The following is a 25,794-nucleotide window of genomic DNA, read 5'->3' as shown; positions in this document are numbered from 1 at the left end:
GCTGCGCGATGCGGGCAGGGGGACGCCACCAGCGCGGCGGGGCGGCCCTTGCGCGGTGGCCGCTGGTTTGGGCAGCGCCGGTTTCATGGGCTGTGGGTGGCGCGCAAAGCGGTCCACGCATGACCGCCCCCGCGCCGCTGCCCCCCGAAGCCCTGCGCTACCTGGAGCATGTGCGCGTGGAAAAGCGCCTGGCCGCGCGCACCGTCACCCTCTACACGCTGGACCTGCAGCGCCTGCAGCAGGTGGCCGCGCAGGCGGGCCTGCCCCTGCTGCAACTGCAGGCGGCGCACATCCGCCGCGCCGTGGCGCAGATGCACGCCGCGGGGCGCAGCGGGCGGGGCATTGCGCTCATCCTCTCGGGATGGCGCGGCTTTTACCTGTGGGCGGCGCGCCAGGGGCTGACCGGGCACAACCCCGTGCAGGGCGTGCGCGCGCCCAAGGCACCCAAGCCCCTGCCCAAGGCCCTGGGCGTGGACGACGCCGTGCGCCTGGCCGAGCATGCCGCGGAGGGCGCCGACCCCTGGCTGGAGGCGCGCGACGCCGCCATGGTCGAGCTGCTCTACGGCTGCGGCCTGCGCGTGGGCGAGCTGGCCGGCCTGGACGTCGCCCCTGGCCCCGACACCGAGCGCCTGGGGCGCGGCTGGATCGATCTGCAGGCCGCCGAAGTGCATGTGCGCGGCAAGGGCAGCAAGCGCCGCAGCCTGCCGCTGGGTGCGGCGGCGCTGCAGGCGCTGCAGGCCTGGCTGGCGCAGCGCGCCACGCCGTTTGCGCCCGGCCGGCTGGACGCCGCGCTGTTCGTGGGCCAGCGCGGCGCGCGCCTGTCGGCCCAGTCCATCTGGCTGCGCCTGCGCCAGCGCAGCCAGCGGGCGGGGCTGACCACGCCGGTGCACCCGCACATGCTGCGCCACTCGTTTGCCAGCCACCTGCTGCAGTCCAGCGGCGACCTGCGCGCCGTGCAGGAGCTGCTGGGGCATGCCAGCATCACCACCACGCAGGTCTATACCCGGCTCGACTACCAGCATCTGGCCAAGGTGTACGACCAGGCACACCCGCGGGCGCGGCGCAAATAGCACCGCAGGCTCTTGCGCTGGCGCAAAGGTGGGTGCCGAGCGTTTGGTTACACTGCCGCGATGTTCACCCTGCGCCTGTACCGCCGCTGCATTGCCTTGCTGGCCATGCTGGCTGTGGCATTTGGTGCACTGGCGCCCACCCTGGCGCAGGCCGTGGTGTCCGGGGGCGCAGCCCCCGAGGGCGCTGTGATGGTCTGTACCGCATCGGGCATGCTGTGGGTGCAGGCCGATGGCGATGTGCTGCCCGACGAGGGCAGCAGCACCCTGGCCGATCTCAAGAAACCCTGTACCTGGTGCAGCATGCACGCCGTGGCCGCACCGCCTGCCACGCAAGCGGCGCTGCCCTTGCTGCGCTGCGCGCAGGACATGCCGGTTGCGTTCTACCGCGCCGGACCCCGGCCCGCCGTCTGGCTGGGCGCCCTCACGCGCGCCCCGCCCGCCCTGCGCGGCTGATCGTGCCCGCGCGCGCCTGACGCTGTCAGGCGGCCCGCGCCGTTCGCTCCCTTCGCTTTTTTCTGCCTGTTGACCGGTTTGCGCCGCCCTGCGCGCGCGCCGGTTTGCCTGCACTGCCCACGGCCCGGCCGTGCGTTGCAGCGCTCCGTCTCGAAATCACCCAAGAGGAAACACGATGTTGCGTCACTCCACCGTTGCCCTGGCCTGTCTGCTGGCCTGTGGCGTTGCTGCCCCGGGCTGGGCACAGACCAGCGATGCGCTGGCCCCCATCACCATCACCGGCTCGGCCATTGACGACCGCTTCCTGTCCAGCGCCACCGATCCGGTGTCGTCCGTCACCATCGGCCGCCAGCAGATCGAGGAGCAGCACGCCAAGAACCTGATCGAAGTGCTGCGCGCCGTCAGCGGCATCACGGCCGACCTGCAGGGCGACGGCGAAACCGTCAAGATCAAGCTGCGCGGCGTGGAGAACCAGCGCTACATGGGCGAGAAGCCCGGCGTGGCCATCATCATCGACGGTGTGCCCGTGTACGAGCGCACGGGCAAGGTCAACATCGACATCGACAACATCGAGTCCATCAAGGTCATCAAGGGCGGCGCCTCCTACCTCTATGGCGAGGATGCGCTGGCCGGGGCGGTGGTCATCACCACCAAGCGCGGCGCCAGCCAGCGCGGCGCCAAGGCCGAGGCGGATGCGGGCGCTTTCGGCTACCGCCGCGCCATGGTGCGCGCGGGCTTTGCGCTCGATGAGCTCTCGGGCCACATCCAGTACAGCGACCGCGACCAGGATGGCTACTACTTCCTCTCGCGCACCTACAGCAAGACCTTGTCGGGCAACCTGAAGTACGCGCTCACGGCCGGCAGCGACCTGAGCCTGGGGTTCGAGAAGTCCCAGCGCTTTCGTGACCGCGAGGGCAGCGTCACCGGGGTGGACAACGCCCTGACCGACCCCCAGGGCATCAACGGCGGGCGCGGTTACAGCCGCAATTTCGACGTGGACCTCGCGCGCATCAACCTGACCTACTCCAACGACCTGGACGAACGCAGCAACCTGCTGGCCGTGGTGTACCAGTACCAGGACGACACCACCTTCTGGGCCAACCCCATGCGCTTCACGGCCACGGGTGCGCCCACCACGGGCATCGACCACTACAGCCTGCTCAACGACTACACGCAGGTGCAGCGCGGCTTCAAGACCGAGTACCGCACCCACCGCGACCGCCTGGCGCTGATGGGCGGGCTGGAGGTCAAGCGCAACAGCTTCGACAACCGCGTCTCCACGCTCAACAGCTACCGTGCGCGCCCCACCGGCCCGGTCACCCCGGCGGGCATGGTGATGAGCGACGACGACACCGTGGAAACCAACCAGGCGCTGTACGGCGAGGCCAAGCTCGGCCTGAGCGACAAGACGGCGGCCACCTTCAACCTGCGCCACGACCGCCTGGGCGTGCGCTTCAACGCCCTGCCGGTGGCGGGCAACGGCAACCGCACGGTGGCCGAGCGCAAGGACTTCGACGTGAACAGCTACCGCCTGGGGCTGACCCATGCGCTGGACAAGGACACCACACTGCACGCCGCCGTGTCCACGGGCTTCCGCGCGCCCACGGCCGAGCAGCTCTACCGCGGGCAGACCACCACCAACACCCTGGTGCAGGGCAACCCCGACCTCCAGCCGGAAAAGGCCACCAGCTTCGAGATCGGCCTCAAGCGCCAGCTGCAACTGGCGGGCTGGCCGTCCAGCCTGAACGCGGCGCTGTTCCAGGTGGACCGCAAGGACTTCATCCTGGACAGCAATGGCCAGTACGCGGGCAGCAACAACCCGGCGGGCGGGGGCTCGCAGTTCCGCAACATCGGCGGCGCGCGCAGCCGCGGCCTGGAGCTGGAGCTGCGCACCCAGCCGCACCGCCAGTGGTCGTTCGATGCCGCCTACACCTACCTGGATTCCTGGTTCACGCGCTATGACAGCTACTACCAGACCTATGGCAACGCCAACGGCACCTATGTCGCCAGCCCCACGGCGGCGCAGCGTGCCAACCCCGGTTTCTGGCAAAGCAACTTCACGGTGCAGCGCTACGACAACACGGGCAAGAAGATCCCGCGCACCCCGCCGCACCAGTTCAACCTGCGCGCCAACTACCTGCCCGCACCGGGCTGGACGCTCAGCGGCGAGATCGACGCCAAGGCCGCCGCCTGGGCCGATGAGGTCAACCAGGAAAAGCTCCCCGGCCGCACCCTGCTGCACCTCACGGCGCAGTACAGCACCAAGCTCCCGGCCTGGCCCGGCGCGCGCCTGAGCGCCTACGTGCGCGTGGAAAACCTGTTCGACAAGCGCTACTACCTCACGGCGCGCGGCGCAGGCGACTCCAACATGGACGGCCGCTACAACAGCCAGGACCCCTCCATCGTGGTGGACCCCGGCCGCACCTGGCGCCTGGGCCTGAGCCTGCAGTTCTGAGCACCGGAGCACGCCATGCAGGACTTCAAATCCGTCGTGGAGTGGGGCGTGATCGGCCTGCTCCTGTCCCTGAGCGCCTGGGCCGTGGCCGTGGCGCTGGAACGCTGGCGCTTCTACCGCCAGGTGCAGGTGCAAAGCTACCGCAGCCGCGTGCGGCTGGAGACCGAACTCACCCAGCGCCTGGGCGTGATCGGCTCGGTGGCGGCCAACGCGCCCTACATCGGCCTGCTGGGCACGGTGCTGGGCATCATGCTGACCTTCGAGGCCCTGGGCCACAGCGGCGCCATGGATGTGAAAACCATCATGGTTGGCCTGGCCCTGGCGCTCAAGGCCACGGCCGTGGGCATTGGCGTGGCCATTCCCTGTGTGGGGCTGAACAACGCGCTGCGCCGCGTGGTGCGCGTCAAGCTGGCCGAGTTTGACGAAGCCCAGGGAGGTTGAGCATGGACGAGGACATCGACTCCATCAACGTCGTGCCGCTGGTCGATGTGATGCTGGTGCTGCTCACCATCGTGCTCACCACGGCCACCTTCGTGGTCACCGGGCGCATCCCTGTGGATCTGGCGCAGGCCGCGCAGGCGGCACCCACCCAGCCTGCGCCCGTGGTGCTCACGCTCACCAGCCACAAGGTGCTGTACCTCAACGACGTGCGTGTGGACGATCTGGCGCCCGCCCTGGCCCGCTTCGAGCGCGCCCAGCCCGTCACCGTGCGCGCCGACGGCGCCCTGGCGCTGACCGACTTTGTGGACCTGGTGGACCGCGTGAAGGCGCTGGGCTTCGAGAAGGTGGCGCTGGAGGTGCGTCGCACATGAGCGCGCCCACCCTCACGATGAGCGCCCCTGCGCGCATGGCTGCGCGCGACTGGGGGCCATCGCTTCTTTTGCACGCAGGCCTGCTGGGCTTGGCGCTGTGGTGGGGCCTGGAACAGGCGCCTGCCGTGGAGCGCCTGGAGGTGGCCGTGCGCTGGGCTGCGCCCCCAGCGCCCGCGCCGCAGCCCCCGCAGGTGGCGCCCGCGCCCCCCGCGCCGCAGCCCGCACCGGCCCCGCGCCCGCGCGCCGTGGCTGCGCCCCGTCCCACCCCGGTTCCCCAGGTGCCGGTGCAGGCGCCGCAGCCCCAGGCCGAGCCCCTGCGCTCCGAGTCCACCGTGGCCACGCCGGTCGCCGCTGCCGCGGCCGCCGAAGCGCCGCGCGCAGTGGCGGCGGTGGCCCCGCCAGCGCCCCCGAGCGCCGCCGCACCCCCTGCACCGCAGGACGACCAGAGCTACCAGCAGTGGCGCGCCCGGCTGGAGCAGGCCTTGCAGCAGGGCAAGCGCTACCCGGCCAGCGCGCGCCGCATGGGCCAGAGCGGCACCGTGGTGGTGCACCTGCGCGTAGGTGCCGACGGCAGCCTGCAGCACTGCACGCTGCACCACTCCTCGGGCTTCAAGGCGCTCGACCACGCTGCCGAGCAACTGGTGCGCAGCGTGGCCCAGGCACTGGCTGCACAGATGGCGCCGGGCCGCGCGGCTGATCTGCGCATCCCCATTGTTTATGAACTCACGGAATCCTGAAATGGCACGCTGGATATGGATGGTGGCAGCCCTGTGCTGCGCGCTGGTGGCTCCCGCCGCAGCGGCGGACAAGGTGGCCCTGATCAGCAGCACCATGGTGCTGGAGCGCAAGTTCAAGCTCATGCAGGAGGCCGCGCGCGCCCAGGGCGTGGAGCTGGCCTGGACGCAGGTCGATGCCGAGGGTGAAAAAGGCGTGGCGCGTGTGCTCGATGGCGCACGCCTGGTGCTGGTGGATGCGCCGCGCTCCGACGACCAGGCGCTGATCGAGCGTGTGGCCGGGGCGCAAATCCGCGCCGCCCGGCTGCCGGGCGTGGGCATCCATGTGATGAGCCCGCCCGTGCGCCTGCGCCCCATGGGCCTGTCGTCGGCGCAGGCCCAGCGCGTGTTCGACTACTACGTGGGCGGCATGCGCGTGAACCACGAGCGCCTGTTCCAGTACCTGCGTGCCGTGCTGCAGGGCACCGACCCCGCCACCGTGCCCGCGCCGGTGGCACTGCCCAATGGCGGCATCTACCACCCGGCCTACGACAAGGGCGTGTTTGCCGACCTGCGCAGCTACCTGGCCTGGTGGCAGGCGCGCCAGGGCAGTGCGGCCCAGGGCGCGCCGGTGGTGGGCATGGAGATGTCGTCCAGTTACCTGTCCGACGGGCAGACCCGTGTGCTCGACGAAACCATTGCCGCGCTGGAAGCACGCGGTGCGCTGCCGCTGGTGTTCTACCGCAGCAGCCGTGTGGCCCGTGCGGCCGCCGATGCGCAAGCTGCAACGGCAGCGACCCGGCCGGGGGGGGGTGGACCTCCGGCCGGGGCAGGGGGAGCGCCGTCGGGCCGGGGTGGTGCGCCCGCAGGCGCCATGGCTGCCCCTGGCGGGCGACCGGTGCAGACGGCCGACATTGCTGCCGGGGTGTACGCGGGGCCGGGCTTTCCCAACCCCCAGGAGCTGGCGCCGGTGGAGGTGGACGAACCCATCATCACGTTGGACGGCAAGGTGCTGCCCCAGGTGCTGCTGGTCAACACCTTCCTGGGCATCAACCCCGATGCGCGCAAGGCCTGGCACCGCGCCATGGGCGTGCCGGTCATCAACATGCTGTCCTACCGCCAGGGCACGCGCGCCGACTACCTGCGCGACACCGTGGGCGTGAGCAGTTTCAACCTGCCGTTTGCGCTGACCAATGCCGAATACATCGGCCTGCAGGACCCGGTGGTCGTCAGCGCCAACGAGGGCGGCGAGCTGGTGCCCATGCCCGAGCAGATGGACCTGCTCGTGGGCAAGGCCGTGAACCTGGCGCGCCTGCAGTCCACGCCCAATGCCGACAAGCGCCTGGCGCTGTTCTTCTGGAACCACCCGCCGGGCGAGAAGAACCAGGGGGCCTCCAACCTCAATGTGCCGCGCTCGCTGGAGCACCTGGTGCAGCGCCTGCGCGCCGAAGGCTACCGCATAGACGCCACCACCGAGCAGGACATCATCGCCACCGTGGCTACCCTGCTGCGCCCGTCGTACCGACCCGGCACGCTGGGCGAACTCATGAAGACGCCGCACTGGGACTTTCTACCCCTGGCGCGCTACGAGCGCTGGCTTCAGGGCCTGCCCGCCGAGGTGCGCCAGCGCATCACCACCTTCTGGGGCGAGCCCACCAAGAGCCCCTGGGTGGTGCGCCACCAGGGGCAGCAGGGCTTTGTCATCCCGCGCATGAAACTGGGCCAGCTCGTGGTGCTGCCCCAGCCCATGCGCAGCGAAACGGCGGCGAGCCACCACGACGAGAAAAAGCTGTTCCACGACACCAAGGTGCCGCTCAACCACTTCTACCTGGCCACCTACCTGTGGGCGCGCGAGCAGCATGCCGCGCACGCCATCGTGCACTTCGGCACGCACGGCACGCAGGAGTGGACGCCCGGCAAGGAGCGCGGCCTGTGGGCCTACGACGAGCCCAACCTGCTGGTGGGCAACACGCCGGTGGTGTACCCGTACATCGTGGACAACATCGGCGAGGCGCTGCACGTCAAGCGGCGCGGGCGCGGCGTGATCGTGAGCCACCAGACCCCGGCGTTCGCTCCCGCGGGCCTGTCGGAAGACTTCGTGCGCATCAACGACCTGATCCGCGAATACCAGTCGCTCGATTCTGGCCTGGTCAAGGACAACAACCGCAAGCTCATCGTGGCGCAGGCGGTGAAGATGAACATCCACAAGGACCTGAAGTGGAAGGTGGCCGAGCTGGAGCGTGATTTCGACAAGTTCCTGCGTGACCTGGAGGACTACCTCGAAGACCTGGGTGCGGCCCAGCAGCCGCTGGGCCTGCACACTCTGGGCCTGGACGCCGAGCGCGCTCACCTCGTCAGCAACGTGATGCAGATGCTGGGCCAGCCGCTCTACGAGGCCACGGGCGTGAAGAGCGCCAAGGCCGCGTTCAAGGGCGACTACAAGGATTTGCCCCAGACCGCGCCCTACCGCTTTGTGGACGACTGGGTCTTCAGCGAACGCCCGCTGCGTGAGCTCGACGATCCGCAACTGCGCGTGCTGGCCGAGAAGGGGCGGCGCTTCCTGGTTATGCTGCGCGCTGCCTGGGAGGTGGAGGGCGTGCTGCAGGGCCTGTCGGCGCGCTGGATCGACCCGTCCTACAGCGGCGACCCGATCCGCAACCCGGACGCGCTGCACACCGGGCGCAACATGTACGGCTTCGACCCTGCGCGCATCCCCACGCGCGCCGCCTACGAGGCGGGCAAGGAGGCGGTGCAGACGCTGATCCAGTCCTACCAGGCCGAGCATGGCAAATTCCCCGAGAAGCTGGCTTTCAGCATGTGGAGCACCGAAACCCTGCGCCACCTGGGCATGCTGGAGGCGCAGATCCTCTACGCCATGGGCGTGAAACCGCGCTGGGACGAGGGCGGGCGCGTGGTGGGCATGGAGGTGATTCCCCTGCAGGAGCTGGGGCGCCCGCGCATCGACACGGTGATCTCGCTCACCGGCCTGTACCGCGACCAGTTCCCCAACGTGATGGAGCGCTTCAACGAGGCCATCCAGTTGCTCGCCGCGCAGCCCGAGCCGCGTGAGAAGAATTTCGTGCGCGCCAATACCGAGCGCATCGAGGCCGCGCTGCGGGCGCAGGGCGTGCCCGCGCAGGAGGCGCGCGAGTTTGCCCTGACACGCATCTTCGGCAACGAAAGCGGCGACTACAGCACCAAGCTGACCGACGCCTCGCTCGCCTCCGACATGTGGGAAGAGGGCGACGGCAAGCTTGAAAAGCTCTACCTCTCGCGCATGTCCTGGGCCTATGGCCCCAACACCGCGCACTGGAGCCGCAAGCTGGCCGACCCCACGGGGCGCGAGATCAACACCTACGCCGAGCACCTGCGCGGCACCAGTGCGGCCGTGTTCTCGCGCTCGTCCAACCTGCGCGGCCTGCTCGATACCGACCACCCGTTTGAATACCTCGGCGGCATCTCGCTGGCCGTCAAACACCTGGATGGCAAGAACCCGCAGCTCTACATCTCCAACATGCGCGACCCGAACCGCGCGCGCCTGCAGACGGCCGAGAAGTTCATGGCCACCGAGCTGCGCAGCGTCTACCAGCACCCGAACTGGATGAAGGAGATGATGCAGGAGGGCTACAGCGGCACGCTGCAGATGCTCAACACCGTCAACAACTTCTGGGGCTGGCAGGTGATGGACCGCAACGTGGTGCGCGACGACCAGTGGCAGGAGTTCCATGAGGCCTATGTGAATGACCGCCACAAGCTGGGCACGCGCGCGTGGTTTGAGAAGAACAACCCCACGGCCCTGGCGCAGGTGGCCGAGCGCATGCTCGAAGCCATCCGCAAGGACTACTGGCAGGCCGATGAGCGTACGAAGCGTGAGCTGGTGGCCACCTACCAGGACCTGGCCGCGCGCCACGATGTGCACACCAGCAACGAAACCTTCAAGGCCTACGTGGCCGAGCTGGCGCAAGGCTTTGGCATTGGCCCGCAGCCCGCGCCTGCCCAGGCCGCGCCCAGCGCCGCTGCTGCGCCGCCCCAGACAGCACTGCAGCAGCAACCGCCCGCACCGGAACCAGAGCCGCCCGCGCCGCCCCCGGTGGTGCGCGGCCAGGAGCTGCGCGAAGTGCTGCGCGACACCCCCGTGCAGCAGCTCATCTGGGCCTACGCCTGGCTGCTGGGCGCCGTCGTGTTGGCGGGCATGGCCTGGCAGGCCTGGCGCGTGCGCCGCAACCGCATTCCTTCGTCCCTTTCTTTGAAAGCCTCCGCATGAACGCCCTTGAAAGCTTCCTTTACGAGATCTCCAAGTTCTTTCTCACCCCGGTGCTGGTGCTGTTGTGCCTGATGTTTGTCTATGCGCTGTTCAGCCTGGGCCAGGTCCTGGTCGAGGCCCTGGTGCGTGCGCGCCAGCCGCTGGGCCTGCAGCCCCTGCACCGCTACTGGCAGCGCCATGCCCACCTGGGCAGCGACGGGCTGGAACTGTACGTGCTCAAGCAGCTCGAACTCCAGCGCATCGTCAGCCGCGTGGCGCCGCTGCTGGGGCTGGTGGCCACCATGATCCCCATGGGCCCGGCCCTGGTGGCCGTGGCTGCAGGCAACACGCAGGGCATGGCGCAGAACCTGGTGGTGGCCTTTGCCGCCGTGATCGTGGCGCTGCTGGCGGCCGCCATTACCTTTGTGGTGCAGACGCTGCGCAAGCGCTGGCTCATGGAGGAGCTCAATGTGCTGCTCATCGGCCTGGACGCTGCGCCCGTGGCCGTGCCAACGCCTGCGCACGGCCATGCACACGATGCGGTGCCCTCGCGCGCCACCCGGGAGCTGGCCCATGGCTGAATCCCGCCGCATGCGCATCGACATCCTGGGCGACTCCGACGAGGACGATCCCATCCTCAGCGTGGTCAACATCATCGACGTGTTCCTGGTGGTGATTGCCGTGCTGCTCATCGCCGTGGCCGAGAACCCGCTCAACCCCTTCGCCTCGCAGGACGTGGTGGTCATCAAGAACGCGGGCAAGCCCAACATGGAAATGCTGGTCAAGGAGGGCAACGAGCTCAAGCAGTACCAGTCCTCGGGCCAGATTGGCGAAGGCCAGGGCATGAAGGCCGGGGTGGCCTACCGCATGAAGGATGGCAGCATGGTCTACGTGCCCGAGGCTCCGGACGGCGGCGCTGCTGCGCGGCCCTAGCCGCGGGCGGGGCCGCAGGGGGCGTGTGCGCTCCGCCAGGCGGGGATGGAAACGGCACTGCCATCAGGGCATTGGCCTGTTCGGCAGAATGGCCGTTCCCTTCTCGATGCAAGGAGTACCGCATGGCCGATACCTGGCTTCCCACCCTCATCACGGCAACGCCCCAGGAGGGCTTTGAGCTCGCCATCACGCTGAGCCGGCGCGGCGTCAAGTACACCCAGCCGGACTCCGAGGTGCTGCACAAGCTGCGCCCCGAGTACGCCAACGACCACCAGGCGCTCACCGCCGCCTCGCAGGTCATCGCCCTGAACTTCCAGACCGTGGCTGCGGCGAACAATTACTGGCGCACCTGAGCGTGCGTCCCGGCGCGTCCGCGCCGGGACGGTCAGAGACTCTCCCAGTCGTCGTTCTCGGGGGCGCGGGTCGCGGGCCTGGCGGGCGGCGTCTGGGGCGTCAGCGCCGGGCGGCGCAGCGCGGGTGGGGCGGCGGGCCGGGGTGCGGCCTGGGGCACGGGTTGGGTGGCGGACACCTTGGGCGCCGCCGCCGGGGGCCTGGGCGCGGGCGGGCGGCTGCCCGCCCCGGCGCCCTGCGCGCCGAGCTGGAACACGGCCACCGTGCTGACCAGCTCCTGCGCCTGGGCGTTGAGGCTGGAGGCGGCAGCGGCCATCTCTTCGACCAGGGCGGCGTTCTGCTGCGTGGTCTGGTCCATCTGCGTGACGGCCTCGTTCACCTGATCGACGCCGCGGCTTTGCTCGCTGCTGGCTGCGCTGATCTCGCCCATGATGTCGGTCACGCGCTGGATGGACTGCACCACCTCGACCATGGTCTGGCCGGCGCGGTCCGCCAGAACCGTGCCCGCCTCCACACGCTCGACGCTGGCGCCGATCAGGCCCTTGATCTCGCGCGCGGCCTCGGCCGAACGGCCGGCCAGGGCGCGCACCTCGGAGGCGACGACGGCAAAGCCCCGGCCCTGCTCGCCGGCACGCGCGGCCTCCACGGCTGCGTTGAGGGCCAGGATATTGGTCTGGAAGGCAATGGAGTCAATGACCCCGATGATGTCGGCGATGCGTGTTGAGCTCTCGTTGATCTCCTTCATGGTGCGCACCACGTCCTGCACCACCTCGCCGCCCTGGGAGGCGACGGAAGAGGCGCTTTGGGCGAGCTGATTGGCCTGGCGGGCGTTGTCGGCGTTCTGGCGCACGGTGGAATTGAGCTGCTCCATGGAGGCGGCGGTCTCTTCCAGGGCGCTGGCCTGGCTCTCGGTGCGCGCCGAGAGGTCCTGGTTGCCCTGGGCGATCTCGGCGCTGGCCAGCGCCACGCTCTCCGAGCCCTGGCGCACGGAGGACACCACCGACGCCAGTTGCGCCTGCATGCGGCTCAGGGTCTGCAGCAGCACGCTGATTTCGTCCTTGCCATTAATGCGGATGGGAACGGACAGGTCGCCCTGGGCCATGGCGTCCAGCGCCTTCACGGCGCGATGCACACCCCGCACGATGGAGGTGGAGATGGCGTAGGCCATCCAGCCCACGATCAGCAGCAGCACACCGATGCCCGCGGCCACCTTGCCCACATTGGCCAGGAAGTCCTCGCGCAAGTCATCGATGTACAGGCCGGACGCCACCACCCAGCCCCAGGGCTGGAACCCCTGCACGTAGGAAATCTTGCCGACCGGCTGGTCCTTGCCCGGCTTGGGCCAGAGGTAGTGGAAAAACCCATGGCCACCATTGCGTCCCAGCCTGGCCGCCTCCATGGTGACCAGCAGGCCATTGGGGTCGCGGATGGTGTCGCCCCCTTTGCCCTGCAGCTCCGGCTTGATGGGGTGCATGAGCATGGTTCCCTGCAGGTCGTTGATCCAGAAGTACTCGTTGTTGCCGTAGCGCATCTTGGCGATGGCCGCCTGGGCCATGGCCTGTGCCTGCTCGCGCGGCAGGGCGCCGCTGGCCTCCTGCTGCTGGGCCCAGGCCAGCACGCCGCTGGCCGTTTCCACCGCCTGGCGCACCTGCGCCTGGCGCTGCAGCAGGCTGTACTGGTATTGCTCATGCACCAGGAACATGGCGATGAGCAGCAGGCCCACCATGCCGGCCAGGGCCAGCAGACCGAGCTTGGCCCGCATGGAAATTTGGTTCAACCACTGATTCATTTGTCGAGTCCTTGACGAAAGCGCTGTACACCGGCGCGCAAGGGGCCGGTGCGAAACTTCTTTCAGCCATGGGCGGGGGAGGGGCCAGGGCTGCGCAATGAAGGCGACGCGGGCCAATGGACGGGCCTGCATGGAGGGCAGGCGCGGCGGGCCGCGATGGGTGGTGCAGTGTGCGCAGCGGGAACGGGGCTGGCTGGCGTGAACGCCAGGACACGGCAATTGTGTAAACAAACGTAATAGATTTTAGGTATGCAGGGCCGCGCGTCAAGCACCTTCCGATCCGCGGCGCGCTGCTTCCCGTTCCCCTGCTCCCCTGACCCCGCTGCCTGGAATGGCAGGATCAAGCTACAAATAACAGAGCTGCTTGCGCTTGTTCCATCGGCGCTAGATGCCAAAAATGCATCAAATACACATGCGGCAATCCCGAGCATGCGGCCTCCGGTACAGTCGCCCCATGTCTGTGGCGCCCGTGCTGCAGTCCCTGTGCCGGGGCTGCGGTAGCGGCGCCGGTTCCAAGGTATTCCCATGTCTCTGATTCCCACCACCATCCTCACCGGCTTCCTGGGCGCGGGCAAGACCACCTTGCTCAAGCGCGTGCTCTCCGAGGCCCATGGCCAGAAGATCGCCGTGATCGAAAACGAATTCGGCGAGGAGAACATCGACAACGACATCCTCGTCACCGACAGCCAGGAGCAGATCGTGCAGATGAGCAACGGCTGCATCTGCTGCACCATCCGCGAGGACCTGCGCGAGACGCTGCAACTGCTGGCCGCCAAGCGCCGCAAGGGCCTGCTCGATTTCGAGCGCGTGGTCATCGAGACCACGGGCCTGGCCGACCCCGGCCCCGTGGTGCAGACCTTCTTCATGGACGACGAGATCGCCGAGACCTACCTGGTGGACTCCATCCTCACCCTGGTGGACGCCAAGCACGCCCAGCAGCAACTCGACGACCGCCAGGAGGCGCGCCGCCAGGTGGGCTTTGCGGACCAGATCTTCCTCTCCAAGACCGATCTGGTCAGCGCAGACGACGTGGACGCGCTCACCCATCGCCTCAAGCACATGAACCCGCGCGCGCCCATCAAGGCCGTGCACTTCGGCGAGGTGCCGCTCTCCGAGGTGCTGGACCTGCGCGGCTTCAATCTCAACGCCAAGCTGGACATCGACCCCGACTTCCTCCAGGACGAGGACGACCATAGCCACTGCGACCATGACCACGGGCATGGCGAGCACGACCACGGACACCACCACCATGGCCATGAGCACGGCGCGCACTGCGACCACCCCTCGCACCAGCACGGCCGCCACCACCACCATGACGACGACGTCAAGAGCTTCGTCTACCGCGCCGAGCGCGCCTTCGACCCGGCCAGGCTGGAGGACTTCCTGGGCGCCATCGTCAACATCTACGGCCCGCGCATGCTGCGCTACAAGGGCGTGCTGCACATGCAGGGCACCGACCGCAAGGTGATCTTCCAGGGCGTGCACCAGCTCATGGGCAGCGACCTGGGGCCGCAGTGGGCCGAGGGCGAGCCGCGCCAGAGCCGCATGGTGTTCATCGGCATCGACCTGCCGCAGGACATCTTCCAGCAGGGCCTGGACCAGTGCCTGGCGGCCTGATCCGGCACCGGGTTTGTGGGGAAAGCACAACGCACCCCCCAAGTCAGCAGGTATCTATACAATCGCGCCCCGGTAAAAGACCGGGGTGCCCTCGGGACCCCTTCCCCCGCTTCTGCCGGTGACTCCCATCCCCTGCGGCAGCGGGCCGCCCCCCCAAGCGAGGAGACAGGAGATGAACGCTGCACCGCGCAAACCCCAGGCGCCAGCCCCGGCCGCACCCGGCGGGACCCGTGCTGGCCAGACTGCCGCGCCGGGTACCGCACGCGGCGCACGGTCTTCTTCCCGACGGGAGCAATTGACCGTACCATCCATGGAACAGGCCGTCGCATCCACGGCCGCCAAAGCGAGCTATACGAATACCATGTCCACGACCCTGCAAGCCTCGCCCGCTACGGCCCCCAAGAAAGACCCCAAGCGGGCCAACCACTGGAAGACCCGGCCCCTGGAGGAGCTGATCGACGCCGACATGCTGGCCATGCCCGACAGCGAATACATGAACGACGTGCAGATGGCCTTCTTCCGCCGCAAGCTGGTGCAGCTCAAGCAGGACATGCTGAACAACGCGGGCGAAACCACCGAGCACCTGCGCGAGGACACCGTGGTCGTGCCCGATCCGGCCGACCGCGCCACCATCGAAGAGGAGCACGCCCTGGAGCTGCGCACGCGCGACCGCGAGAGGAAGCTCCTCAAGAAGATCGAGCAGTCCATCGCGCGCATCGACGCCGGCGACTACGGCTACTGCGACGAGACGGGCGAGCCCATCGGCGTGGGCCGCCTGCTGGCGCGCCCCACGGCCACGCTCTCGCTCGAAGCGCAGCAGCGCCGCGAGCTCAAGCAGAAGATGTTCGGCGACTGAGGGCCCTGGCCGCAGCCGCTGCAGCGCACCCTGGCGACCATGAGCAAGGACGACGATACCCCCTCCTCCGGCGGAGGCCTCCTCTCCAAGGTGGTGCGGTTCGTGCGCAACCCCACGGTCAACTGGTCCGAACTCGACTCCATCCAGGAGGACAAGGAGAGCCAGTACAGCAAGCAGATGCTCAAGGAAATGATCGAGCGCAAGCGGCGCAACGACTTCGTGCGCCGTCGCGAGTTCGATCAGTTGCGCAAGCTGCGCCAGCGCGACGCCCTGAGCGGCCAGCGCACCGCCGACCCCGCCGCACGGCCCTCGTTCTTCCAGAGCAGCCTCACCTCGCCCGGCGAACGCGCCGTCACGATCAAGAAGATCGACGAGATCGAGGCGCAGATGTCCATGCAGTGGTGGAAGGGCAAGCAGGGCGCTGACGCAGCCGAAACCCTGCCGCCTCCCGATGTCCCCACGCAGGTCCAGACGGCCCCTGCCGCTCCCGACGCCTACGCGCCCACGGCGCCCCTGCCTCTGGGGGCGGCGCTGCCGGGCACGCAGGGCGCGCCCGAGCCGCTGTTTTCCGGCGAAAGCCTCAGTGCCCCGGACGGGCCGGGCATGCTGCCCCCCGAGGAGCCGGGCGGCGCGCCCTGGAGCCTGGGCGCGGCCCCCGTGGCGCAGGCCGCACCAGCCATGGAGAGATTCGTGCACGAACCCGACCTCGAAGAAGCTGCCATCCGCTTTGCCAACGGCGATTACGCGGGCGCCGAAGCCGGGCTGCTGGAGGTGCTCGAACGCCACAGCGCGGACGACCCCGATGCGCAGTTCGAGATCTGGATGACGCTGTTCGACCTGTACCGCGCCACGGGCCAGCAGGACCGCTTCGACGCCCTGGCCATCGACTTCGCCGCCCGCTTCTCGCGCTCGGCGCCGCTGTGGTTCTCCCTGCCCGAGCAACTGGGCCTGCAGGCGACCGTGCAGGAAGAGCCGGCCGTGCCCCGGCGCGAATTCAGCTGGAACGCCCCGGCGGCCGTCACCCTGCAGTCGGTGGCAGCGCTGCAGGCGTCCATCAACCGCTCGGCCTCCCCCTGGACGCTGACCTGGACGCGCCTGAAGTCCATCGAGGACGCCGCCCTCACCGCGCTGGCGAACGAGTTTTCCCGCTGGGCCGACCTGCCCGGCCAGTTCGTGTTTGCCGGCGCGCAGGCCCTGCAGGCGCTCTTGCAGGAGCACACCCAGTCCGGCGTGCGCGAGAGCAACCCCGAGTGGTGGCGCCTGCGCATGGCGCTGCTGCGCCTCATGGGCCAGCCCGACGAGTTCGAGATGGTGGCCCTGGACTACTGCGTCACCTACGAGGTCTCCCCGCCCTCCTGGGCGACGCCGCGCTGCGGCTACAGCAGCGATGCTGCAGGCGAACCGCCGCCCAGCGCTCCCGCGCCTGTGCAGGACCTCGTGGCCCGGCCGCCCTGGAAGGACAGCATCACCCACAGCACGCTCACCGGCTTTGGCGACTCCGTGCCCGCCATGGCCGGCCTGTCCGGCCACATCGAGGGCGATGCCGCGCACCTGCTCGAGGGCGTGCAGGACCAGGTGCCTGCGGGCCAGCCGCTGGCCATTGCCTGCGACAAGCTCATCCGCATCGACTTCACGGCGGCCGGTTCGGTGCTCAACTGGGCCGCGCACCAGCAGGCCCAGGGCCGCGAGGTGCAGTTCCACAACCTGCACCGGCTCGTGGCCGTGCTCTTCAACGTGCTGGGCGTGAACGAACACGCCTGGGTGCTGCCGCGCAAGAACTAGCATGCTCCCCCCCTGAGGCCCTGCGGGCCTTGCGCGGGAGCCCTGGCCTGGGCCGTGACAGTTTCCTGCGTGCTGGGTCGCTCGATGCGCCATGGCGAACGCACTTGCAATGGCGGTTGGCGCCCCCACCTAGACGCCCTATGACCGCATCCAACGAATCCCCGGTGTTCCACGGCACCACCATCCTCAGCGTGCGTCGCCAGACCGCGGCAGGCGTGCAGGTCGCCCTGGGCGGCGACGGCCAGGTCACACTGGGCCACATCGTCGTCAAGGGCACGGCGCGCAAGGTGCGCAAGCTCCACCATGGCAAGGTGCTGGCCGGCTTTGCCGGCGCCACGGCCGACGCCTTCACGCTGTTCGAGCGCTTCGAGGCCAAGCTGGAAAAGCACCAGGGCCACCTCACGCGCGCCGCCATCGAGCTCACCAAGGACTGGCGCACCGACCGCGTGCTGCGCCGCCTGGAGGCCATGCTCGCCGTGGCCGACGCCAGCGCCTCGCTCATCATCACGGGCAACGGCGACGTGCTGGAACCCGAGCAGGGCATCGTCGCCATCGGTTCCGGCGGCGCCTACGCGCAGGCGGCCGCCCAGGCGCTGCTGGCCAACACCGACCTGGGTGCCGAGGACATCGTGCGCAAGTCGCTGGCGATTGCCGGCGAGCTGTGCATCTACACCAACATGCACCACACGGTCGAGACGCTCTGAGCGTTTCGGCTACTTTGTTTTTGATAGCTGCCAGCGCTTACTACATAAGGGCTGGAGCCTGATTCTGCTTTGAATATGTCCTCCATGACCCCCCAGGAAATCGTCTCCGAACTCGACCGCCACATCGTCGGCCAGGCCGGAGCCAAGCGTGCCGTGGCCATCGCCCTGCGCAACCGCTGGCGCCGCCAGCAGGTGAGCGAGCCCCTGCGCCGCGAGATCACGCCCAAGAACATCCTCATGATCGGCCCCACGGGCGTGGGCAAGACCGAGATCGCGCGCCGCCTGGCGCGCCTGGCCGACGCGCCCTTCATCAAGGTCGAGGCCACCAAGTTCACCGAGGTGGGCTATGTGGGCAAGGACGTGGACGCCATCATCCGCGACCTGCTGGAAGTGGCCGTCAAGCAGGAGCGCGAGGCGCAGATGCGCCTGGTGCGCACGCGCGCCGAGGACGCGGCCGAGGAGCGCATCCTCGACGTGCTCATCCCCACCGCGCGCACCCCGGGCAGCGAGCCCGCGCCCGACAGCACGGCACGCCAGGTGTTCCGCAAGAAGCTGCGCGAGGGCCAGCTCGACGACAAGGAAATAGAAATCGACGTGGCCGACGCCCGCCCGCAACTGGAGATCATGGGCCCCGCGGGCATGGAGGACATGGCCGAGCAGCTGCGCGGCATGTTCAGCCAGATCGGCCAGGGCAAGCGCAAGACGCGCAAACTCGCCATCGCCGAGGCGCGCCGCCTGCTCATCGAAGAGGAGGCCGCCAAGCTGGTGAACGAGGAAGAAATCAAGCAGCGCGCCGTGCACAGCGCCGAGCAGAACGGCATCGTCTTCATCGACGAGATCGACAAGGTCGCCGCGCGCCAGGAAACGGGCGGCGCCGACGTCTCGCGCCAGGGCGTGCAGCGCGACCTGCTGCCGCTGGTCGAGGGCACCACGGTGAACACCAAGTACGGCATGGTCAAGACCGACCACATCCTGTTCATCGCCTCGGGCGCCTTCCACCTTGCCAAGCCCAGCGACCTGATTCCCGAGCTGCAGGGGCGTTTTCCCATCCGCGTGGAGCTGGGCTCGCTCTCGGTGCAGGACTTCGAGGCCATTCTCACGCAGACCCACGCCAGCCTGGTCAAGCAGTACCAGGCGCTGCTGGAAACCGAAGGCGTCACGCTGCAATTCACCCCCGAAGGCATCACGCGCCTGGCGCGCATCGCCTACGAGGTCAACGAACGCACGGAGAACATCGGCGCACGCCGCCTCGCCACCGTGATGGAACGCCTGCTCGACGACATCAGCTTCGATGCGGCCCACCGCAGCGGCCAGACCGTGGCCATAGACGCTGCCTACGTGGACGAGCGCCTGCAGGCGCTCGCGCAGGACGAAGACCTCTCGCGCTTCATCCTCTGAGCCCGCCCCCCGCACCGCCAGGCCCGCGCCGCCCTGGCGGGCGGGCGGTCCTGGGGGTGCGCACCCCCTCAGGTGTTACTTTCATTGACGCACCTAACTGCTTCCTGCACAACGGTTTTTGCCGTTTGCAGGCCGGCCCTGTCGTGCCTAAGTCCTTGATTTCATTGCAAGAAGTTGTAGCAATCCTCCTTGCAGTGGTGGCTTTTCCTGCTACAGTGCAAAAAAGTGCAATTAAGTGGTGAAAAGTGCCATGACAGCCCGCGTACCGCACGCGGGCGCCGTGGCCGGTCTATGAGGGGTCCGCGCAGTGTTTCAAGGGGCGTCTTCGCTCAGTCTGGATGCGAAGGGTCGGCTTTCCGTGCCGACCCGGCATCGTGACGCCCTGAGCCAGGCAGCGGCAGGCCAGCTCACCATCACCAAGCACCCGCATGGCTGCCTGATGGTCTTTCCGCGCCCCGAGTGGGAGACCTTCCGCGAGCGCATCGCCGAGCTGCCCATGTCCGCCCAGTGGTGGAAGCGCATCTTCCTGGGCAATGCCATGGATGTGGACATGGACGCCACGGGCCGCGTGCTCATCGCCCCCGAACTGCGCCAGGCCGCCGGCATCACCAAGGACGCCATGCTGCTCGGCATGGGCCGGCACTTCGAGCTCTGGGACAAGGCCACCTACGAGGCACAGGAGGCCCAGGCCATGCAGGCCGAGATGCCCGATGTGTTCAAGGACTTCTCTTTCTGAGGCGCCCGTGGCACACGCTGGAGAACACCGCACCGTGCTGCTGGACGAGGCAGTCGATGCCCTGCTGGAGCGGGCGGGCGAGGCGCCCGCGGGCCTGTGGGTGGATGCCACCTTCGGGCGCGGCGGGCACACGCGGCGCATTCTCTCCCGGCTGTCACCGCAGGGGCGCTTGCTGGCATTCGACAAGGACCCCCAGGCCATCGAAGAAGCAGCGCGCATCCAGGATGCGCGCTTTTGCATCCGGCACGCGGGTTTCCGCCACCTGACCGAACTGCCCGCGGGCAGCGTGGCGGGTGTGCTCATGGACCTGGGCGTGAGCTCGCCCCAGATCGACGCCCCGGAGCGGGGTTTCAGTTTCCGGTTTGACGGACCGCTGGACATGCGCATGGACACCACGCGCGGCCAGAGCGCGGCCGACTGGCTGGCCCATGCCGACGTGGCACAGATTGCGGAGGTGATACGTGAATACGGTGAAGAACGGTTTGCTGGCCCCATTGCAAAGGCGATTGTTGCTCGGCGGCAGGAGAGAGGCCCTCTCGAGCGCACCGCAGAGCTGGCCGATCTCGTGGCTGGCGCGGTCAAGACCCGCGAGCCAGGCCAGAACCCTGCAACGCGCACATTTCAGGCTCTACGGATTTTCATCAACGCCGAACTTGAAGAACTGCAACAGGCGCTAGAGGCCTGCCTGACGGTGCTCGCGCCCGGCGGGCGGCTGGTGGTCATCAGCTTCCACTCGCTGGAGGACCGCATCGTCAAGCAGTTTATCGCCCAGCATTCCAAGGAGGTGTTCGACCGCCGCGCGCCCTTCGCCGCGCCCCAGCCCATGCGGCTCAAGGCGCTGGGCCGCATCAAGCCGGGCGCCGCCGAAGTGGCGGCCAACCCGCGCGCGCGCAGCGCCGTGATGCGCGTGGCCGAGCGCACGGAGGTGCCGGCATGACCCGCCTGAACGCCGTGCTGCTGCTTGCGCTCATCGCCAGCGCGCTCTATCTGGTGCAGACGCAGTACGCCTCGCGCCGCCTGTACACCGAGCTGGACCAGGCCAATGCCGAGGCGCGCCGTCTGCAGATCGAATACCAGCGCCTGCAGGTGCAAAAGCGCGCCCAGGCCACGCCGCTGCGCGTGGAGCAGCTCGCGCGCGCGCGCCTGCAGATGCACACGGCCACCCCGGCCATCACGCAGTACGTGACCACCCCCCTGCCTGCACCGGGCGCCGTCCAGGAGCCGCGCCCATGAGCCGCAGCGTGCAGTACGCGACGAGCCCGCTGCTGGCGAGCAAGACGCCGGTGTGGCGCAGCCGCTTCATCGTCGCCATGTTCGCCCTGGGCTTTGCGGTACTGGCGCTGCGCGCCGCCTACGTGCAGGTGGTGGGCAATGACTTCTTTCAGCGCCAGGGCGAGGTGCGCTTTGCCCGCACCCTGGAGCTGCCGGCCAACCGCGGGCGCCTGCTCGACCGCAACGGCCTGATCCTCGCCTCCAGCGTGCCCGCCGCGAGCATCTGGGCCATTCCCGAGGACGTGGACCAGGACGACGCCGAGGTGCGTGCCAAGCTCAAGGAGCTGGCCAAGCTGCTGTCCATGCCGCTGGCCGACCTGCAGGCGCGCCTGGCCGACGAGGACAAGACCTTCGTCTGGATCAAGCGCCAGCTCGACTGGGATCTGGGCCAGAAGATCGCGGCCCTGAACATCAAGGGCATTTACCAGCGCAAGGAGTACAAGCGCCAGTACCCCGAGGGCGAGTCGGCCGCGCACGTCGTCGGCTTCACCAACGTAGAGGACCAGGGCCAGGAGGGCATGGAGCTGGCCTTCAACCGCCTGCTGGCCGGCAAGCCCGGCTCGCGCCGCGTCATCAAGGACCGCCTGGGCCGCGTGGTCGAGGGCGTGGGCGAGGTCGTGCCGCCCGTGGATGGGCGCGACATGCAGCTGTCCATCGACAGCAAGGTGCAGTTCTTCGCCTACCAGAAGCTGCGCGACCAGGTCGCCGCGCACAAGGCCAAGGCGGGCAGCGTGGTGGTGCTCGACGCCATCACGGGCGAAATCCTGGCGCTGGCCAACTACCCCAGCTATGTGCCCGACAAGCGGCAAAACCTCTCGGGCGAGCAGTTGCGCAACCGCGCGCTGACCGACACCTTCGAGCCCGGCTCGACCATGAAGCCCTTCACCATCGCCCTGGCGCTGGAGACGGGGCGCGTCAAGCCGAACACCGTGATCGACACCACGCCGGGGCGGCTCACCATCACGGGCTCGACGATCTCCGACACGCACAACTACGGCGTGCTCACGGTCGAGGGCGTGATCCAGAAATCGAGCAACGTGGGCACCACCAAGATCGCCATGCAAATGCCCGCGCGCGAGATGTGGGAGACCTTCTCGGCCGCGGGCTTCGGGCAGAAGCCGCAGATCGACTTTCCCGGCAGCGTGAGCGGGCGCCTGCGGCCCTACAAGACCTGGCGGCCCATCGAGCAGGCCACCATGTCGTATGGCTACGGCCTCTCGGCCAGCCTGTTCCAGATGGCGCGCTCCTACACCGTGTTCGCGCACGACGGCCAGATCATCCCCGCCACCATGCTCAAGACGGACCAGCCCGCCGCGGGCGTGCCCGTGATTTCGCCGCAGACGGCCGCCGCCGTGCGCAAGATGCTGCAAATGGCGGCCGGCCCCGGCGGCACGGGCCAGAAGGCGCAGACCCTGGGCTACTCCGTGGGCGGCAAGTCGGGCACGGCGCGCAAGCAGGTGGGCAAGAGCTATTCGTCCGGCAAGTACCGCGCCTGGTTCACCGGCATGGCGCCCATCGACAAGCCGCGCATCATCGTCGCCGTGATGATCGACGAGCCCAGCAACGGCGTGTACTACGGCGGCGCCGTGGCCGCGCCCGTGTTCAGCGAGGTGGTGCAGCAGACGCTGCGCATGATGGGCGTGCAGCCCGACATGGACGTCAAGCCGCAGATCGTCGCCGACGTGGAGGAGCCGCTGTGATGCACATCCTGACCGATGCCTCCCAGGCCGTGCAGTGGCTGCGTGCGCGCGTCACGGGCACGCTGCAGACCGACAGCCGGCGCGTGCAGCCCGGCGATGGCTTCATCGCCTGGCCCGGCGCGGCCACCGACGGGCGTGCCCACGTGGGCGACGCCCTGGTGCGCGGGGCGGCGGCCTGCCTGGTCGAGCACGACGGCGTGGAGCCCTTTGGCTTCGCCGGCGAGGACATCGCTGCCCTGCCGCGCCTCAAGCAGGCCACGGGCGAGATCGCCGCCGCCTGGTTCGGCCACCCCAGCCAGGGCCTGGACGTGCTCGCCGTCACCGGCACCAACGGCAAGACCAGCACCGCCTGGTGGCTCGCGCATGCGCTATCGAATCAAGAGCTGTTTGCGCAGGCTCCATGCGCCATTGTGGGTACTTTGGGGGTAGGAATGCCGGGGAGCCTGGAAGCCACCGGCATGACCACCCCCGACCCCGTGCGCCTGCAGCGCGCTTTCCGCGCGTTCCTGGACGCGGGCGCGCACAGCTGCGCCATCGAGGCCTCCTCCATCGGCCTGGCCGAGCACCGCCTCGCGGGCACGCGCATCCGCGTGGCCCTGTTCACCAATTTCACCCAGGACCACCTCGACTACCACGCCGACATGCAGGCCTACTGGGATGCCAAGCGCGTGCTGTTCGACTGGCCGGGCCTGGCCGCTGCCGTGGTCAACATCGACGACCCGCGCGGCGCGGCGCTGCACCAGGAGCTGGCCGCGCGCCCCGCGCTGGACCTGTGGAGCGTGTCCATGCACGGCCCGGCATGCCTGCGCGCCGTGGACGTGGCCCTGGGCGCGGGCGGCCTGCGCTTTGGCGTGCTCGAAGGCGCGGAGCGCCGCGAACTGCAGACCCAGGTCATTGGCAGCTACAACGTGGCCAACCTGCTGGGCGTGATCGCCGCGCTGCGCGCCCTGGGCGTGCCGCTGGCGCAGGCGGTGCAGGCCTGCGCGGCGCTGGTGCCGGTGCCCGGGCGCATGGAGCGCATCGCACTGCCGGGCCAGCCGCTGGTGGCCGTGGACTACGCCCACACACCCGATGCGCTGGAGCAGGCGCTGCGCGCCCTGCAGCCCCTGGCGCGCGAGCGCGGCGGCCAGTTGTGGTGCGTGTTCGGCTGCGGCGGCGACCGCGACGCGGGCAAGCGCCCGCTCATGGGCGGCATCGCCCAGCGCGAGGCCGACCGCGTGGTGGTGACCTGCGACAACCCGCGCAGCGAGAACCCGGCCGGCATCATCCACCAGATCCTGCTGGGCACCATTGCCGGCGGCACCGTGCGCGCCGAACCCGACCGCGCCGCCGCCATCGCCCTGGCGCTGCGCGAGGCCGCGGCGCAGGACGTGGTGCTCATCGCCGGCAAGGGCCACGAGGACTACCAGGAGACGGCGGGCGTGCGCCAGCCGTTCTCCGACATGGCGCAGGCGCAGGCCGCCCTGCAGCGCCGGGAGGCAGGCGCATGAGCATGATGGACCTGCAGCAGGCACTGGCCTGGATCCAGCAGCGCGAGCCGCGCGCGCACCTCGTGGGCGACGGCGCCGTGGCCATAGGGCGCGTGCACACCGACACCCGCAGCCTGCAGCCGGGCGACCTGTTCGTCGCCCTGCGCGGCGAGCGCTTCGATGCCCACGACTTCCTGCCCCAGGCGCGCGCCGCCGGCGCGGCCGCCGCCCTGGCCGAACGCGGCCTGCAGGCCGCGGGCCTGCCGGGCATTGAGGTGCCCGACAGCCTGCAGGCCCTGGGGCACTTGGCGGCGGGCTGGCGCGCGCAATGGGCGCTGCCGCTCATCGCCGTCACCGGCAGCAATGGCAAGACCACGGTCACGCAGATGATCGCCGCCATCCTGCGCGCCCATGTGCAGGAGGCCGCCTTCGCCACGCAGGGCAACCTCAACAATGCCGTGGGCGTGCCGCAGACCCTGCTGCGCCTGGGGGCGCAGCACCGCGTGGGCGTGGTCGAACTGGGCATGAACCACCCGGGCGAGATCGCCTACCTCGCCGGCATCGTCCAGCCCACGGTGGCCCTGGTGAACAACGCGCAGCGCGAGCACCTGGAGTTCATGCACACCGTGCAGGCCGTGGCCGAAGAGAACGGCTCGGTGTTCGCGGTCCTGCCCGCGAACGGCGTGGCGGTCTTCCCCGCGGGCGACACGTACACGCCGCTGTGGCAGGCCCTGGCGGGGGCGCGCCGCTGCCTCACCTTCGGCGGGGCAGGGGCCGACGTGCGCTGCACGCAGGCCCAGTGGCGGGACGGCGCCTGGCAGGTGCACATGGCCACGCCGCAAGGCGCACTGGACTGCCTGCTCCACATCGCCGGCCGGCACAACGTCACCAATGCCCTGGCGGCCACGGCCTGCGCCCTGGCGGCGGGTGTGCCGCTGCCCGCCATCGCCCAGGGGCTGGCCGCCTTCGCGCCCGTCAAGGGCCGCTCGCGCGCCCTGGGCCTGCGCTATGGCGCGCGCACCGTCACCGTGGTGGACGACAGCTACAACGCCAACCCCGACTCCATGCACGCGGCCATCGAGGTGCTGGCCGAACTGCCCGGCCCGCGCCTGCTGGTGCTGGGCGACATGGGCGAGGTGGGCACGCAGGGGCCGCAGTTCCATGCCGAGGCCGGCGCGCACGCCCAGGCGCGCGGCATCGAGCAGGTGTTCGCCCTGGGCCCTCTGGCCGCGCACGCCGCGGCCGCCTGCGCCGGGGCGCGGCATTTTCAGGACATGGCAGCGCTGCAGGCAGCGGTGCAACAGGCCCTGCCCACGGTGGGCAGCGTGCTGGTGAAGGGATCGCGATTCATGAAGATGGAACAGGTGGTGGAGGCGCTGGCCGCCGCCGCAGAACAACCCGCTGCAGCGCAGGAGGCACACCATGGCACGACGCGGTGAGC

General features: G+C 69.3%; 22 protein-coding genes. 21 read left to right on the top strand and 1 reads right to left on the bottom strand.

Annotation, left to right across the window (positions count from 1 at the left end; all coding sequences use genetic code 11):
- Positions 1 to 119: 119 nt before the first annotated feature.
- The 10 genes from CGR01S_RS00680 (at position 120) to CGR01S_RS00635 (ending at position 11,032) form a co-directional block, all read left to right on the top strand.
- A complete protein-coding gene (locus CGR01S_RS00680; protein WP_042421368.1) occupies positions 120 to 1,070 on the top strand; it encodes a tyrosine-type recombinase/integrase in 951 nt (316 codons plus the stop codon).
- A 60-nt stretch (positions 1,071 to 1,130) separates the two neighbouring features.
- A complete protein-coding gene (locus CGR01S_RS00675; RefSeq protein WP_042421366.1) occupies positions 1,131 to 1,523 on the top strand; it encodes a DUF2946 domain-containing protein in 393 nt (130 codons plus the stop codon).
- Positions 1,524 to 1,698: 175 nt separating this feature from the next.
- Positions 1,699 to 3,978 (top strand): TonB-dependent receptor, encoded by a 2,280-nt coding sequence (locus CGR01S_RS00670; protein WP_042421364.1) that lies wholly within the window; start codon positions 1,699 to 1,701, stop codon positions 3,976 to 3,978.
- A gap of 15 nt (positions 3,979 to 3,993) precedes the next feature.
- Positions 3,994 to 4,419, top strand: coding sequence for a TonB-system energizer ExbB (exbB, locus tag CGR01S_RS00665; protein ID WP_042421363.1), 426 nt, complete (start codon positions 3,994 to 3,996; stop codon positions 4,417 to 4,419).
- Positions 4,420 to 4,421: 2 nt separating this feature from the next.
- Entirely contained in the window at positions 4,422 to 4,790 is a 369-nt protein-coding gene (locus tag CGR01S_RS00660) for an ExbD/TolR family protein (protein ID WP_042421361.1), read from the top strand.
- Positions 4,787 to 5,527 carry an energy transducer TonB gene (locus CGR01S_RS00655; RefSeq protein WP_084690499.1) on the top strand — a complete coding sequence of 247 codons (741 nt, stop codon included), beginning with the start codon at positions 4,787 to 4,789 and terminating at the stop codon, positions 5,525 to 5,527. The genes CGR01S_RS00660 and CGR01S_RS00655 overlap by 4 nt, the downstream gene beginning before the upstream one ends.
- 1 nt (position 5,528) lies before the next feature.
- On the top strand, positions 5,529 to 9,767 hold the full coding sequence (gene cobN / locus CGR01S_RS00650; protein ID WP_052382462.1) for a cobaltochelatase subunit CobN: 4,239 nt from the start codon (positions 5,529 to 5,531) through the stop codon (positions 9,765 to 9,767).
- A complete protein-coding gene (locus CGR01S_RS00645; protein WP_156967471.1) occupies positions 9,764 to 10,327 on the top strand; it encodes a MotA/TolQ/ExbB proton channel family protein in 564 nt (187 codons plus the stop codon). Before cobN ends, CGR01S_RS00645 begins: the two co-directional genes overlap by 4 nt.
- Positions 10,320 to 10,679, top strand: a complete 360-nt coding sequence (locus CGR01S_RS00640) for a DUF2149 domain-containing protein (RefSeq protein ID WP_245616712.1) — start codon at positions 10,320 to 10,322, stop codon at positions 10,677 to 10,679. Before CGR01S_RS00645 ends, CGR01S_RS00640 begins: the two co-directional genes overlap by 8 nt.
- Before the next feature lie 122 nt (positions 10,680 to 10,801).
- On the top strand, positions 10,802 to 11,032 hold the full coding sequence (locus CGR01S_RS00635; protein WP_042421359.1) for a hexameric tyrosine-coordinated heme protein: 231 nt from the start codon (positions 10,802 to 10,804) through the stop codon (positions 11,030 to 11,032).
- A gap of 32 nt (positions 11,033 to 11,064) precedes the next feature.
- Here the strand turns inward: CGR01S_RS00635 and CGR01S_RS17155 are convergent, their stop codons facing one another.
- On the bottom strand, positions 11,065 to 12,819 hold the full coding sequence (locus CGR01S_RS17155; RefSeq protein WP_042421357.1) for a methyl-accepting chemotaxis protein: 1,755 nt from the start codon (positions 12,817 to 12,819) through the stop codon (positions 11,065 to 11,067).
- A gap of 525 nt (positions 12,820 to 13,344) precedes the next feature.
- Here CGR01S_RS17155 and CGR01S_RS00625 point away from each other — a divergent pair.
- The 11 genes from CGR01S_RS00625 (at position 13,345) to CGR01S_RS00575 (ending at position 25,792) form a co-directional block, all read left to right on the top strand.
- Positions 13,345 to 14,436: a CobW family GTP-binding protein gene (locus CGR01S_RS00625; RefSeq protein ID WP_042421356.1), complete on the top strand. Its 1,092-nt coding sequence runs from the start codon at positions 13,345 to 13,347 to the stop codon at positions 14,434 to 14,436.
- 172 nt (positions 14,437 to 14,608) lie between these two features.
- On the top strand, positions 14,609 to 15,292 hold the full coding sequence (gene dksA, locus CGR01S_RS00620) for an RNA polymerase-binding protein DksA (RefSeq protein ID WP_084690498.1): 684 nt from the start codon (positions 14,609 to 14,611) through the stop codon (positions 15,290 to 15,292).
- Between the two features lie 39 nt (positions 15,293 to 15,331).
- Positions 15,332 to 17,074 (top strand): STAS domain-containing protein, encoded by a 1,743-nt coding sequence (locus tag CGR01S_RS00615; protein ID WP_042421354.1) that lies wholly within the window; start codon positions 15,332 to 15,334, stop codon positions 17,072 to 17,074.
- Positions 17,075 to 17,214: 140 nt separating this feature from the next.
- On the top strand, positions 17,215 to 17,778 hold the full coding sequence (gene hslV, locus CGR01S_RS00610) for an ATP-dependent protease subunit HslV (RefSeq protein WP_042421353.1): 564 nt from the start codon (positions 17,215 to 17,217) through the stop codon (positions 17,776 to 17,778).
- A gap of 75 nt (positions 17,779 to 17,853) precedes the next feature.
- Positions 17,854 to 19,176: an ATP-dependent protease ATPase subunit HslU gene (gene hslU / locus CGR01S_RS00605; protein ID WP_042421352.1), complete on the top strand. Its 1,323-nt coding sequence runs from the start codon at positions 17,854 to 17,856 to the stop codon at positions 19,174 to 19,176.
- Between the two features lie 307 nt (positions 19,177 to 19,483).
- Positions 19,484 to 19,912 carry a division/cell wall cluster transcriptional repressor MraZ gene (mraZ, locus tag CGR01S_RS00600; protein ID WP_042421350.1) on the top strand — a complete coding sequence of 143 codons (429 nt, stop codon included), beginning with the start codon at positions 19,484 to 19,486 and terminating at the stop codon, positions 19,910 to 19,912.
- Positions 19,913 to 19,919: 7 nt separating this feature from the next.
- Positions 19,920 to 20,849, top strand: a complete 930-nt coding sequence (gene rsmH, locus CGR01S_RS00595; RefSeq protein WP_245616711.1) for a 16S rRNA (cytosine(1402)-N(4))-methyltransferase RsmH — start codon at positions 19,920 to 19,922, stop codon at positions 20,847 to 20,849.
- On the top strand, positions 20,846 to 21,145 hold the full coding sequence (gene ftsL, locus CGR01S_RS00590; RefSeq protein WP_042421347.1) for a cell division protein FtsL: 300 nt from the start codon (positions 20,846 to 20,848) through the stop codon (positions 21,143 to 21,145). Before rsmH ends, ftsL begins: the two co-directional genes overlap by 4 nt.
- Positions 21,142 to 22,884 (top strand): peptidoglycan D,D-transpeptidase FtsI family protein, encoded by a 1,743-nt coding sequence (locus CGR01S_RS00585; protein WP_042421345.1) that lies wholly within the window; start codon positions 21,142 to 21,144, stop codon positions 22,882 to 22,884. The genes ftsL and CGR01S_RS00585 overlap by 4 nt, the downstream gene beginning before the upstream one ends.
- Entirely contained in the window at positions 22,884 to 24,374 is a 1,491-nt protein-coding gene (locus CGR01S_RS00580; RefSeq protein ID WP_042421342.1) for a UDP-N-acetylmuramoyl-L-alanyl-D-glutamate--2,6-diaminopimelate ligase, read from the top strand. Before CGR01S_RS00585 ends, CGR01S_RS00580 begins: the two co-directional genes overlap by 1 nt.
- Positions 24,371 to 25,792 (top strand): UDP-N-acetylmuramoyl-tripeptide--D-alanyl-D-alanine ligase, encoded by a 1,422-nt coding sequence (locus tag CGR01S_RS00575; RefSeq protein WP_042421339.1) that lies wholly within the window; start codon positions 24,371 to 24,373, stop codon positions 25,790 to 25,792. The genes CGR01S_RS00580 and CGR01S_RS00575 overlap by 4 nt, the downstream gene beginning before the upstream one ends.
- The last annotated feature ends 2 nt before the right edge of the window (positions 25,793 to 25,794 follow it).

Source organism: Comamonas granuli NBRC 101663, assembly GCF_000739995.1.
GTDB lineage: Bacteria > Pseudomonadota > Gammaproteobacteria > Burkholderiales > Burkholderiaceae_C > Simplicispira > Simplicispira granuli.
Note: the sequence above shows the minus strand (reverse complement) of the source record. Positions and strands in the feature narration are given on the sequence as shown.